The sequence below is a fragment of the Solidesulfovibrio aerotolerans genome (assembly GCF_009856865.1).
In the GTDB taxonomy this organism is placed as follows: Bacteria; Desulfobacterota; Desulfovibrionia; order Desulfovibrionales; family Desulfovibrionaceae; genus Solidesulfovibrio; species Solidesulfovibrio aerotolerans.
The window spans coordinates 67,027-79,541 of the sequence record NZ_WVUD01000017.1 but is presented as its reverse complement, the minus strand read 5'-3'; the positions used below and the strand labels follow the sequence as shown (position 1 = coordinate 79,541).

Below are 12,515 nucleotides of genomic sequence, written 5' to 3'. Positions count from 1 at the left end.
TGCGGGGGTGTGAGAAGATGGGGGGTCGGGATTTGGGCGGGTCAGCCGTCAGAGCCCGGCTGGCCCGCCCAAATCCCGACCCCCAACTCGCCAGCGGCCCAGGGGATTGGCGCAAGCAAAGCCTTGCGCCAATCCCCTGGGCCGCATTTGTTTGGAGGAAGAGCAATTTGAATTCGACCGGGAAGAATTCCTGGTTCATTGACGGGGGGCAAATAAGATATTATTTTTGGCATTAAATAATATGTTTAAAATGAGGCGAGCATGGAAACGATTTACTCGAACAAGACTGTCAGTGTCACCGAACTGAAGCGAAATTTCAGCACCATCCTGAGTCAGGCTGGCGACGACGCCGTGGCCGTGCTCAACCACAACAGGCCGGAAGCCTATCTGCTCTCCGCTGCCTCTTACGAGAAGCTGCTGGACCGTCTGGACGATCTGGAAGACGCCCGGCTGGTTCAGGAGCGGGCCGATGGACCGTTCGTGGCCGTGGACGTCGATGCTCTATAAACTGCGATTGCACGAACTGGCCTTGAAGGAGTGGCAGAGGTTGGACGCGTCTTTGCGCGAGCAGTTCAAAAAGAAATTGGTCGAGCGGCTGGCGAATCCATGCATTCCGTCGGCAGCGCTGTCAGGCATGCCGAACTGCTACAAAATCAAGCTTCGAAAAGCGGGTTATCGGCTCGTCTACCGAGTTGACGCGGACATCGTCTTTGTGACGGTCATCGCTGTGGGGAAACGTGACAAGCTGCGGGTGTACGTCAACGCCCAGGACAGAGTTATTGTAGAATAAAGCGCAGCTATTTCTGGATGAGCGGCAACCCGACCCAGAGAAACGAATAGAACGACAGGGCCAGCATGGCGGCGGCGAGGACGCTGGTGACGGGCAGGGTGCGATTGGCGGCTTTGGCGAACCGGGCCAAGATCATGCCGGCCATGGCCCCGATGGGGAAGAGGTAGCGGCCTTGGGCCTGGAAGTCGTTGATCCAGGAATGCCAGGTGGACTGGAAGACGGTCAGGCCCGCGAAAACGAGGAAAACGAGCAGCCCCGCCGCCCCGCCAGGGCCGCCGTTTATGACCAGGGCCAGGGCCAGGGCACCGGCCAGGGTCCAGAAGGTGTAGCCGATGTAGCGGTAATAGATCAGGGGGGCGTAGATTTTCATGTAGTCGTAGACGCCAAACGAGGTGCGAAACGTCCAGATATGCCAGGTCCAGATGGTGAAGAGCTGGGGGTAGGACAGACCCTGGTCGCGCATGTGCAGTCCCCAGTACTGGGTGCCGGCTTCCTGGGACGAGGGTTTGAATTCCTTGTCGGCGTATTTTTCGGCGTTCTGGGTGGGCACTTCGGGCCGCACGGTGCGGTTGACATAGATATTGTAGCCCCAGCGCGCGCCAAAGAGGGTGCCGGCCACGAGGAAAACCAGGACGGCGTTTCGGGCGGCGGCCTTGATGTTGTGGGCGGCCAGACCGCAGACGCCGAAAAAGGCCAGGGTGAAGCCGGCCAGGACGTAGTAGTTTTGTTTGGAGATGCAGACCAGACCGAGCAGGACGCCGAGCAGGAGCAGCAGGCGGGTTTGCGGCGACGTAAGCCCCGTTTGGGCCGGGAGGACAGGCGGATCGAGACGGGCCACGGCGTAGACCATGCAAAAGGATAAGAACATGGGAAAGGCATCGCCGTTGAAATAGCTGAAGACGTACCAGATCTGCGGGGTGATAAACAGGGGTAAAAAGGCAATCTTCCGGTCGTCCGGCAAACGCAGGAAGAGAACCATCAGGATAGCAAAGAGAAAAATATTGAAAAACCGCAGGGCGAGATAGTCAGGACCGAGCAACGGGGCGGCGACGACGGCGAATTTTCCGGCGAAAAAGTAGACCACGTCGAGCTGTTGCAGGTAGGAGACGCCGTAGTTGCTGAAGGTGTTGGAGAGTCTGGGATCGTCCATGGCCGGAAAATCCCAGTATTGGATAAAGAAACGGCCGGCGTTGACGTGATCGAGTTCGTCCGGGTGGGCGTTGAGTCGGCTTTGCCAGGCCATGGCGCTCATGGCCGCCAGGATACCGGCGGCCACGAGTCCAAAGAGGATGTTTTTTACAGCAGGCCTGTCCATGCGTTAGGAGACGCTGCTATAGACCGCATCCAGGACGGTTTTGGCCCCCAGGGCCAAAACAGCGTCGGCCAGGGTGCGGCCCAGGGTGTCGGCCTTGGCGCGCGGGCCGGCGATGGCGTCGCGGTAGGTCTTGCCGGTTTCGGGGTCGGCCACCAGCCCGTCAAGATAGAGCGTTTCGCCGTCGATGACGGCGTGGGCGGCAATGGGCACCTGGCAGCCACCTTCCAGGCGGGCGAGGAAGCCGCGTTCGGCCGCGACGGTGTCGTGGCTTTCGGCATGGTCAAAAAAGGCCAGCATGGCGGCGGTTTCCGGGTCATCCAGGCGGTATTCCAGGCCCAGCGCCCCTTGGGCTGCGGCCGGCAGGAAATCGGGCGGGCCCAGGCGCACGGACTGGGGTGCGCTCAGCCCCAGGCGGTTTAAGCCTGCAGCGGCCACGATAATGGCGTCGAACTGGCCGTCGATGAGTTTGCCCACCCGGGTGTCGAGGTTGCCGCGCAGATCGATAATGGACAGATCAGGGCGCAGGGCCAGGAGTTGGGCTTTGCGGCGCAGGCTGCTGGTGCCGACGGTGGCCCCGGCCGGCAGGGCGGCAAGCGAGGCGTAGGCCACGGACAGCAGGCGGTCGCAAGGGTCCTGGCGTTCGGGAATGACGCCCACCACCAGCCCCTCGGGCTGCTCGGCCGGCACGTCTTTCATGGAATGGACCGCCAGATCGGCCCGGCCGTCGAGGAGGGCTTCCTCGATTTCCTTGACGAACAAGCCCTTGCCGCCAACCTTGGCCAGGGGCACATCGAGAATGATGTCGCCCTTGGTTTTGATCGGCAGCAGCGACACGGTCAGGCCCGGGTAGGTTTCCCGCAGACGGGCCGCCACATGGTTGGCCTGCCACAGGGCCAGTTTGCTGCCACGGGTGGCGATGACGATTTTTTCACGCATAGGGTATCCGAATGCTTTGGGAGCAGGGTTGGTGCGCTCCGGTCGCCGCTGCCCGCAAAAGGCCGGGCCGCAACCGGTGCCGGGGGTTGTCTGGAGCCGGTTTTTAGTGACAGGAGGCGCAGTTGCCGCCGGCACAGCCCGAGCATCCGCCGCCGCCGCCCGAGGATGTGGCCGTGCGCGCGCCGGTCTGGCCGCCGCCGGTGCGGGTGCGACAGGCGGACATGAGTTTTTTGGTGTCGCCGGAGGCGCATTTGGGGCAGGCCGGGGTGGTCGTGGCCGTGCTGGAGACGATCTCCTCGAACTGGGCGCCGCATTTATTGCAGCAATATTCGTACATGGGCATGGTTGTAAACTCCTTGGGGCGTGCCGGCGCAGGGGCCGGACTCTAGCGGTCTTCGAGGAAGGGGCCAAGCTCCACGACCGCCTCGAAGAGGTAGTGGTCCACGAGCTTGCATAAAAGATGGCCGATGGTGATGTGCACTTCCTGGATAAGGGCTGTGCGTTCGTGGGGCACGAGCAGGGCGTAGTCGCAAAGCGGCACGAGGGCACCGTTACGCCCGGCCAGTCCCACGGCGACGCAGCCTTTGTCCCTGGCGGCGCGCAGGGCGGCCAGGATGTTGGGGCTGTTGCCCGAGGTGGAAATGCCGACCACCACGTCACCCGGCGCGGCCAGGGCCTGCACCTGTTTGGCGAAGACCCGGTCGAAGCCGTAGTCGTTGCCAATAGCGGTCAGGATGGAGGAGTCGGTGGTGAGCGCCAGGGCGGGCAGGGGCGGGCGTTCGAGTTCAAAGCGGTTGACGAACTCGGCAGCCAGATGCTGGGCGTCGGCGGCAGAACCGCCGTTGCCGCAAAAAAGTATTTTGCCGCCCCGGGCCAGGGCCACGGCCATGGTGCGGGCCGTTTTATCGACCAGTTCGGCGTTGTCTGCAAAAAAGCGGGCACGCAGGGCATTGGCCTGTTCGACGTAGGTTGTGATGAGGTGCAGGGTGTTTTCCGACATGACCTTCCTTCCTGGCGACGGCCCATGTGCGCCGTCGGGAGCATCCTTGTAGCCAAAGGCCGGCCCGCTGACAACGCCGGGTTGCGTCTTTGAATTGTGCCCGAAATAGGCTAGCATGGGCGACCGACAGGACGGCAAGGGGCGGCAGGCATGGAACCCACACTTTTGGACCGGCTCTCGCACGAGCGGTGCGTGAGCCTTATCGGCATGGCCGGGGCCGGGAAATCGACCCTGGCGACGCTGCTGGCCCGCCGTCTGGGCTGGGCCTGCCTGGACACCGACCGGCTCATCGAGGCCCATTGCCGGGCGCGCCTGCCGGATATCCTGGCCCGCCACGGGCTGCCCGGTTTTCTCGCCATCGAGGACGAGGTGGTGGCCGGACTCGGCGTCAGGCGCTGCGTGGTGGCCACGGGCGGCTCCGTAATCTACGGGCCGCGGGCCGTTGCGCGGCTCAAGGCCATGGGGCCGGTGGTCTATCTGGCCGTTGATCTGGCCACGTTTTTGGCCCGGGTGGGCGATCCCGGGGAGCGGGCCTTTGTCATGCCCGGGGGCATGACCCTTTCCGACGTGTATGCCGAGCGGCAGCCGCTCTACGCCGCTGCCGCCGATCTGACGGTTGCCACCTGCGGGGTGACGCCGGCGGCAACCGTCGAACATCTTTTGCAAGGAATCAAGCTGTGACCGTATCGTTTCCGGCCTCGCGCACGCGCGGCGTGCTCAAAAAACTGGCGGCGCTCTACGCCGACATGGACGCGGCCTACGCTACCGCTGCCGCCGCTGCCGGGCTTTCCTGTGCTGGCTGCGCCGAGAACTGCTGCGTCAGTTTTTTCCAGCACCACACCCATGCCGAGTGGCTCTATCTCCACCAGGGGCTGGCCGCCTTGGCCCCCGAGCGCCGGGCCGCCTATGAGGCCAGGGCCAGGGACTATGTCGCGGCCGTCGGTGCGAGCCTTTCGCGCGGCGAGACGCCCACAGCCATGTGTCCGGTCAACGACGCGGGGCTGTGCGGCATCTACGAGCACCGGTTCATGATCTGCCGGCTGCACGGCGTGCCCAACGTGCTGATCGGCGGCATGGGCATTCGTGAATTTCCGGGTTGCGAACCCTGCCAACGGCTGACTGTCGCCGGGGCCGGGACCAAGGCCATGGACCGCACGCCGCTCTTGCGCCGGCTGGCCGGGCTGGAAATGGAACTGTGGGGCAGCCGGCCCGGTCGGCTGCCCAAGGTGGACATGACCCTGGCCGAGATGATCCTGGCCGGCCCGCCGGGGAAATAGGGACAAGCCGATCACAGGGGGAGACATGGACGGCAAACGGTTTATCGGGGGGCGGGCGGCGCTGGTTCTGGCCGTTCTGGCTTTGGGCGTACTCTCCGGCTGCGCCCGTACTTCGGTGTCGCATCTGGATTCCCGGCCGGTGGTGGCGGCTGCTCCCGCATCCTTGCCCATGCAGTTTTTCCGCTTTGATTTTACGGGCAAACCTGTGGCCAACGGCTATGTCGTGCGCGGTCGGGCCGTGCCTGTGCCTGACGCGCTGCCGCCCTGGGTGGATCGTCTGGAAGAACTGACCCTGGCCGCCTATCTGCGCGACCCGGCCGGCACCGTCCTTTCCACCTGCGAAAAAAGCTACAAGGGCATGCCGCTTGGCGACGGCGCGGCCATCCCGTTTGAATTTGTCTTGTCCCCGGCCGGGGACGCTGCCGGCAACTATGCCATTTCTTTTGGCTACAAGGCCGTTTTTGGTTCCCAGAAGGCGCGCCGCGCCGTAGGCGCCAGCGGCCCGCCGCCGGCCGGCACCGTCTTTTTCGCCAGCGAGGGTGCGCTCGTTCGGCAGTAAGCCCCCACCCTCTGTCGCCGGGCAACGGGCCTGCCATGCGGGTTGGTTCTGCCGCGCAAACGACCAAAAACTGCCGTTTCCGACCAAATTGTCGCAGGCCCGACATTTTTGTGGGGCGTGTCAGCTTCCTGTCGGCCCGGCCCGGCCCGGCCGGGGCAGCCAAGCCGCCTGCCAGCCCGTTTTGGGGCAAACGCTTCGTTTGGCACGGTGTTTGTATTAACCCAGTCATGCCCAGTGCCAGGGAACGCGGCCGCAACGGACATCCTCCACCCGACCGGCCGCCGACCCAGACCTCCTTGGAAGGCTGATTGGTTTGGCGTGTTAAGTTTCCGCGAAAACGGCGTCGCCGCGAACCGACGCCGTTTTTTTTTGTTTTGGGGCGGGCTGCTCCTGCCGCCGGCCCTGGCCCCGGCAAAGTCGCGGGGGCCTCGCCTGTCCAGGCCAGTGCCGCGCGCGGTCATTCCCGTGAGGGGCCGTCAGACACCACGACCCGCCGTGTTATTTTGTGCACGCCCCGCTAGGCGTTTAAGCCCAGCGAATCCAGCTTCGCCAGTTCTTCCTTTCGTTCATACCACTTGTAATGAAATTTAATGTCGTTGCCCATGATGCTGCCCTGGCTGGCCAGGCTCAGTTTGCTTTTGGCCGAGGTGCCGGAACCCTGGTGGTGCACGCAGGTGACCGTGCCGCAGTAAAAGACTTTCCAGCCGGCCAGGCACAGTTGCAGATCGTGGTCCGTATCATCAATCTGGGAGGGCGAATAGCGGATGTCAAACGTGGGTGCGTCGGCCAGGGAGGCCACGCGCAGGAGATGCTGGCAGCCCATGACCACCCGGGCTTCCCGGATCACGTCATACAGTCCGATGTCGTATTGCTGGTAGGCGGTTGGCAGGCTGACCCGGATGGCGTCTTCATGGGTCATGGAAACATGGCGGTAGAGGTACTGGAGCAACTGAAAGCGCCCCGGAAAAACGACCTTGCACCCGACATTGCCGATCTTGGGATCGCTTTCGGCCACGGTCAGCATATGGGCCAGCCAGTCGGGCTGCAGCGTAACGTCGTCGTCGAGGAAGGCAACGTATTCGCTTTCCCGGGTGGCCGGCTGGGCCAGCAGCCAATTGCGGGCGGCCGGTGCCCCGATGTTGACCGGCAGGTTTATGATTTCAAGCTCGTTTTGCGGGAACAGCGCCCTGGCCCCTTCGGCCACGGCCAGACTGTCGTCGGTGCAACCGTTGAGGAGTATTTTTATGCGGGCCGGACCAATGGCGCATCGGGACAGGCTTTCCAGCGTCTCGGCGAGCACTTGCCCCTTGTTGTAACTGTAGAGGTAGATGACGACCCGCTTGGTCTCGACCAGACTGTGGTCCGGGGTAAACGGGTTGCGCAGGGCGTCCAGGCGCAGGGCGTAGGGGCGTTGCAGGGGATCAAGGGCCAGGGCCTTCTCGTACAGGTCCAGGGCTTTGGGCGTGTTGCCGGCCCGGTGGAACATTTCCGCTGCACGGCTGAGTGTCAAAGGATCGTTGATCTGCTCGGCCACGATTTCCCAATAGGGACGCGCGGCAACGACATCGCCAAGGGCCGCGTGATGGTTAAACAGGCGCTTGGCCCACAGGGGTTGCAGCACCTTGGGGCATTTGAATACGTCCAACCCCGCACTCGGGGGCAGACCCTGGTAAAAATCCACGTACAGCAGCAGATCGGCAAAGCGCACGGCCATGGGGTTGCGTTTGAGAACGCGCTCGCAGACGCGGCGGATGTCGTCCCCAAGGTATTTAAAGGGAGCCTTGCGCAATTCCTCAAAGGTCGGGGCCTCGACATGGGTGCCTTCCAACACCTTGATGACCGTGGTCGCCCCTGGACAGATGCCCGCGTCCACGCCGATGCGCAGGATCTGGGGATCAAAATTGGCCAGTTGCACGGCCGATTTGACGGCCTGCTCGAACAACATCTTGGCGTGCTGCGGCAGTTCTCGGATTTTTTCAAAGAGTATTCGGTTTATAAACGAAACGGACAGGGGTAAATCAATCTGAAACGTATTCAGATAATTGTGATAGTAGTCGCACGCCCCTTCCAGGGACAGGGCGTCGAGTTCGCCGCTTACGCCCACGAGCTTTTCCGGTGCTTCGGTCTGCGCCATTTCTTTTCCCCTTTGTATCCGGTTGTGGAGAGGCCGGCAGTGGGTACCGTTTAAAAACAGTGTGCTGTGACGGCGGCGCTACAGGTTGACCGAAACGTGGCCGGCTGCGGCAATGGCTTTGGCCTTGGCTTCTTCCACGTCTTTCCCCAGGGCCAGGGCCACGCCCATGCGGCGAAGGCCCTGGACTTCGGGCTTGCCGAAAAGGCGGATGGCCGTGTCCGGCTCGGCCAAAGCCGCCGGGGCTATGGTGTAGCTCGGGGCCGTTGAACTGCCCTCGGCCAGGATAACCCGGGAGGCCGCCGGGCCGTATTGGCGGATGGCCGGGATGGGCAACCCGAGGATGGCCCGGACGTGCAGGGCGAATTCGGACAGATCCTGGGAAATAAGGGTCACCAGACCGGTGTCGTGGGGCCGGGGCGAGACTTCGGAAAAAATCACCGCGTCGCCTTTGACAAAGAGTTCCACTCCAAACAGTCCCCGGCCGCCGAGAGCGGCGGTGACGGCCCGGGCCATGCGCTGGGCCTCGGCCAGGGCCGCCTCGCTCATGGGATGGGGCTGCCAGGATTCGCGGTAATCGCCTTTCTCCTGGCGGTGGCCGATGGGGGCGCAAAAACTGGTGCCCCCGGCGTGACGTACGGTTAACAGCGTAATTTCATAGTCGAAGTCCACAAACCCTTCCACAATGACCCGCCCGGCCCCGGCCCGGCCGGCGGTCTGGGCGTATTCCCAGGATTTTTCGGCCCCAGCGAGATCATGGGCCACGCTTTGCCCCTTGCCCGAGGAGGACATGACGGGTTTTATGACGCAGGGAAAGCCCACCGTGGCGCAGGCGGCCAGGAAGGCGTCCTTGGTGTCGGCAAAGCGGTAGGGCGAGGTGGTAAGCCCCAGTTCCTCGGCAGCCAGCCGGCGGATGCCCTCGCGGTCCATGGTCAGCCGGGTGGCCCGGGCCGTGGGCACCACATGCACACCTTCGGCCTCCAGGGCGAGGAGCTCTTCGGTGGCGATGGCTTCGATCTCCGGCACCACGAAGTCGGGCTTTTCCGCTTCGATAATCCGGCGCAGGGCACCGGCATCGAGCATGCTGATGACATAGGCGCGCTGGGCGACCTGCATGGCCGGGGCATTGGCATAGCGGTCCACGGCAATGACCTCGACGCCCAGACGCTGGGCTTCGATGGCCACTTCCTTGCCCAGTTCGCCCGAGCCGAGCAGCATGAGTTTGGTGGCGGATGCCGTCAGCGGCGTGCCGATGGTCGTCATGAAAACCTCCTGGGCGCAGTGGTGAAAACAAGTCGTAGGCTACCGAGCGGGCGCGTTTCGGACAAGCAAAAAGCAGCCCCCCGGGCGGCAAACCGGCGAACAATCCGTCTTTGGGCCGCTGCTGCGGTCTGGTTGCCTGTCGCGCCTCCCCCTTTACCGTCGCCCCCGGATGCGGTAGCGCCAGGGAACCGGTAATTGGCTCTAACACCGCACCCTGGCCATGATTATTCGCATTGCCCTGCGCAATCTCCTGCACGACCGCGTGCGCCTGGCTGTCACGCTGACCGGCGTGGTCTTTGCCGTGGTCCTTATCGCCGTCCAGGGCGGCCTGTTCGTGGGTTTTACCCGGGCCACCTCCTGCGTTATCGACAACACCGAGGCCGAGGTCTGGGTGGCTTCGCGCGGGGTGCGCAACTTCGACGTCACCCATCCCCTGCCCGATCAGAAATTCCATCAGGTGCTGGGCATTCCCGGCGTGGCCCGGGCCGAGCGCTTCATCGTGCGGTTTGCCAACTGGAAAAAACCGGCCGGCGGCCAGGAATCCATCGAGATCGTGGGGTTTGACCCGGCTTCGGGCCTGGGGCGGCCCTGGAATGTGGTGGCCGGCAGCGAAAGCGCCTTGCGCCTGCCTGACGCCGTGGCCGTGGACGAACTCTATCTGGCCAAGCTTGGCGTCACCGGTTTGGGTGACCGGGGGGAAATTAACGACCGCCGGGCCAGGGTCATGGCGCTCACGCGCGGCATCCGCTCCTTTACCACCTCGCCCTATGTTTTTACCTCCTTTGAAAACGGCCTTAAATACACGGGCCTTACCCGGGGCCAGAGCACCTATCTGCTGGTGCGCCCGGTTCCCGGCGTAACCCCTGAGGCCTTGCGCGACGCCATTGCCGCCGGTGTCAGCGGCGTTGACGTCTTCACGCGCCAGGATTTTGCCGATAAGACCCAGTATTACTGGATGTTTACCACCGGAGCCGGCATGGCCCTTTTAATCGCCGCTTCTTTGGGGCTGGTGGTCGGCGGCGTGGTGGTGGCCCAGACGCTCTACGCCACAACCGTGGACCATCTGCCGGAATTTGGCACCTTGCGGGCCATGGGCGCGCCCGGCGGCTACATTCACCGCATCATCGTGACCCAGGCCGTGACCGCTGCCCTGGTCGGCTACACCTTTGGCATCGGCATCAGCTATTTCCTGGTGGGACTGGCCGAACGCGGCGGGGCGTCGATTCTGCTGCCGCCGGGCATGGCCGTGGGCCTGTTCTTTCTGACAGTCGTCATGTGCGTGTCCGCCGGACTGGTGTCCATCCGAAAGGTCACCAGCATCGACCCGGCCATGGTCTTTCGGGGAGCCTAGGCGATGCCGCCCAGCGAAAAAATCCTGCTCCAGGCCAGCGGGGTCGTGAAGACCTTTACGCTCGGCAAGATGGAAGTGCCGGCCCTGCGTGGGGTGTCCATGTCCGTGTCTGCCGGTGAAGTGGTGCTCCTTATGGGGCCCTCAGGCAGCGGCAAGACCACGCTGGTCTCCATCCTGGGCTGCATCCTGGCCCCGAGCGCCGGCAGCGTGGCTGTCATGGGCCGCGAAACCGCCGGGCTGCCCGAAGCCGAGCTGGCCAGGGTGCGACTGGCCCACATTGGTTTCATTTTTCAGGGCTACAACCTCTTCCCCACCCTTTTTGCCGAGGAAAACGTGCGCGTCTCCCTTGATCTGCGCGGCGTCAAAGGCCCCGAAGCCGTGGAGCGCTCCCGGGCGGCGCTGGCCGCTGTCGGCCTTGCCGACAAGTACCGGGTGCGGCCGCGGGATTTAAGCGGCGGACAAAAGCAGCGCGTGGCCATTGCCCGGGCCCTGGTGGCCGAGCCGGAGATTCTTCTTGCCGATGAACCCACCGCTGCCCTGGATTCCGAAACCGGCCGCTCGGTCATTGGCCTGCTGCGCGATCTGGCCGTCACCCACGGCCGCTCCGTGGTCATCGTCACCCACGATGCCCGCATCGCGGACTTTGCCGACCGGGTGATCCGTATTGAAGACGGCCGCATCGTCGGTCCCAGCCAAGGAGCGTTATGATACAGCGCGGGGCAATGCTTCTCGTGGCGGTGTTGATGATCGTTGGCGGGGCGGTGTGGCTGCGTGCCAATGCCGTTTCCAAAATAAAGACGCCGACCAAAGCCGTGGCTCCGGTGGCCGCGCCTCCCCCGGCCGTCGCCGCCAAGGGCGTTGCCCCGGCCGATGCCGCCCCGGCCTGGGTGGCTGCGCCCGGACGGGTGGAGCCGTTGTCCGAGGAAATGCGGTTGGGCTTTGATATTGCCGGCAAACTGGCCGAAGTCAGCGTCGAGGAAGGCGACAGCGTCCAATACGGCCAGATCGTGGCCCGTCTGGCTGCCGACGAATTCGCCGCCCGGGTGGACGCCGCCGAACAGGTGCTGGCCGCCCGCGAAGCCGCCCTGGCCAAAGTCCTGGCTGGCGCGCGCGACATGGAACGTCAGGAAGCCAAGGCGGCCGTGGCGGAAGCCCGCACCGTGGCCGAGGTGGCCCGCATCGAACATGGCCGCCGCCGTCAGTTGCTCGGCAAGGAAGTCCTGTCCCGGGAAGAAGCCGATAGGGCCGAACGCGAATACAAGGTCGCAACCGAGCGTCTCGACGCCGCCCGGCAACGCTTTCGCCTGGTCAACGACCCGTCCCGGGAAGAAGACGTCAAACGGGCCATGGCCGAGGCTGCCGAGGCCCGCGCCCGGCTGGCCGAAGCCCAAGCCCTGGCCGCCAAGGCCGTCATCCGCTCGCCCATTGACGGCGTGGTGCTGCGCAAACACCGCCGGGCCGGCGAAATGGTGTCCGTCTCCTTTGACACCCCGGTGGTCACCGTGGGCGACATCGCCCGGTTGCGCGTGCGCGCCGACGTGGACGAACGCGACATTTCCAGGATCAAACCCGGCCAGAATGCGATTCTTATGGCCGAGGCCTATGGCGAGCGCCAGTTTACCGGGGTGGTGAGCCGCGTGTCCAAGATCCTTGGCAAGAAAAATATCCGCACCGACGATCCGGCCGAAAAAAACGACACCCGCATCCTCGAAACGCTCATTGATCTTGACGGCCCCGGCGAACTGCCGGTGGGCCTGCGCCTGGACGTGTTCATCATCACCGGCGAGGGCGGCGAAAAGACCCTGCCGGCCTACCGGCCGTAAGCCGTAGTGCCCGGGTGGCGAAGCGCCGGGGCCGCGCCGGCATTTTGCGTTTGCAAGCCGGGGCTAACCG

Annotated in this window: 14 protein-coding genes; 8 read left to right on the top strand and 6 right to left on the bottom strand. The window is 64.1% G+C overall.

Annotation, left to right across the window (positions count from 1 at the left end):
• Positions 1–261 precede the first annotated feature (261 nt).
• On the top strand, positions 262–507 hold the full coding sequence (locus GTA51_RS10985; RefSeq protein WP_160961059.1) for a type II toxin-antitoxin system Phd/YefM family antitoxin: 246 nt from the start codon (positions 262–264) through the stop codon (positions 505–507).
• Positions 470–790 carry a type II toxin-antitoxin system RelE family toxin gene (locus GTA51_RS10980; RefSeq protein ID WP_439333323.1) on the top strand — a complete coding sequence of 107 codons (321 nt, stop codon included), beginning with the start codon at positions 470–472 and terminating at the stop codon, positions 788–790. Before GTA51_RS10985 ends, GTA51_RS10980 begins: the two co-directional genes overlap by 38 nt.
• 7 nt (positions 791–797) lie before the next feature.
• Here GTA51_RS10980 and GTA51_RS10975 read toward each other — a convergent pair whose 3' ends face one another.
• From GTA51_RS10975 to GTA51_RS10960, 4 genes are all read right to left on the bottom strand, one after another.
• Positions 798–2,105 carry a hypothetical protein gene (locus GTA51_RS10975; protein WP_160961058.1) on the bottom strand — a complete coding sequence of 436 codons (1,308 nt, stop codon included), beginning with the start codon at positions 2,103–2,105 and terminating at the stop codon, positions 798–800.
• Positions 2,106–2,108: 3 nt separating this feature from the next.
• Positions 2,109–3,041 carry a hydroxymethylbilane synthase gene (hemC, locus tag GTA51_RS10970; protein ID WP_160961056.1) on the bottom strand — a complete coding sequence of 311 codons (933 nt, stop codon included), beginning with the start codon at positions 3,039–3,041 and terminating at the stop codon, positions 2,109–2,111.
• 103 nt (positions 3,042–3,144) lie between these two features.
• A complete protein-coding gene (locus GTA51_RS10965; protein ID WP_160961054.1) occupies positions 3,145–3,384 on the bottom strand; it encodes an FmdB family zinc ribbon protein in 240 nt (79 codons plus the stop codon).
• Between the two features lie 42 nt (positions 3,385–3,426).
• Entirely contained in the window at positions 3,427–4,041 is a 615-nt protein-coding gene (locus GTA51_RS10960; protein WP_160961053.1) for a D-sedoheptulose 7-phosphate isomerase, read from the bottom strand.
• 150 nt (positions 4,042–4,191) lie between these two features.
• On the opposite strand from GTA51_RS10960, the gene GTA51_RS10955 reads away from it, so the two are divergent.
• Genes GTA51_RS10955 through GTA51_RS10945 form a run of 3 tightly spaced genes read left to right on the top strand, consistent with a single transcriptional unit; the run spans position 4,192 to position 5,877 of the window.
• Positions 4,192–4,722: a shikimate kinase gene (locus GTA51_RS10955; protein ID WP_160961051.1), complete on the top strand. Its 531-nt coding sequence runs from the start codon at positions 4,192–4,194 to the stop codon at positions 4,720–4,722.
• A complete protein-coding gene (locus GTA51_RS10950; protein WP_160961050.1) occupies positions 4,719–5,318 on the top strand; it encodes a hypothetical protein in 600 nt (199 codons plus the stop codon). Before GTA51_RS10955 ends, GTA51_RS10950 begins: the two co-directional genes overlap by 4 nt.
• A 25-nt stretch (positions 5,319–5,343) precedes the next feature.
• Positions 5,344–5,877, top strand: a complete 534-nt coding sequence (locus GTA51_RS10945; protein ID WP_160961048.1) for a hypothetical protein — start codon at positions 5,344–5,346, stop codon at positions 5,875–5,877.
• 517 nt (positions 5,878–6,394) lie between these two features.
• Here GTA51_RS10945 and GTA51_RS10940 read toward each other — a convergent pair.
• Positions 6,395–8,011 carry a glycosyltransferase gene (locus tag GTA51_RS10940; protein ID WP_160961046.1) on the bottom strand — a complete coding sequence of 539 codons (1,617 nt, stop codon included), beginning with the start codon at positions 8,009–8,011 and terminating at the stop codon, positions 6,395–6,397.
• Positions 8,012–8,089: 78 nt separating this feature from the next.
• Positions 8,090–9,271, bottom strand: a complete 1,182-nt coding sequence (purT, locus tag GTA51_RS10935; RefSeq protein WP_160961045.1) for a formate-dependent phosphoribosylglycinamide formyltransferase — start codon at positions 9,269–9,271, stop codon at positions 8,090–8,092.
• Between the two features lie 220 nt (positions 9,272–9,491).
• On the opposite strand from purT, the gene GTA51_RS10930 reads away from it, so the two are divergent.
• From GTA51_RS10930 to GTA51_RS10920, 3 genes are read left to right on the top strand one after another with little or no spacing between them, the layout of a single operon-like run.
• Complete coding sequence (locus GTA51_RS10930) at positions 9,492–10,622, top strand: FtsX-like permease family protein (protein WP_160961043.1); 1,131 nt, start codon at positions 9,492–9,494, stop codon at positions 10,620–10,622.
• A 3-nt stretch (positions 10,623–10,625) separates the two neighbouring features.
• Positions 10,626–11,330 (top strand): ABC transporter ATP-binding protein, encoded by a 705-nt coding sequence (locus GTA51_RS10925; protein ID WP_160961041.1) that lies wholly within the window; start codon positions 10,626–10,628, stop codon positions 11,328–11,330.
• Positions 11,327–12,445: an HlyD family secretion protein gene (locus GTA51_RS10920; RefSeq protein ID WP_160961040.1), complete on the top strand. Its 1,119-nt coding sequence runs from the start codon at positions 11,327–11,329 to the stop codon at positions 12,443–12,445. Before GTA51_RS10925 ends, GTA51_RS10920 begins: the two co-directional genes overlap by 4 nt.
• The last annotated feature ends 70 nt before the right edge of the window (positions 12,446–12,515 follow it).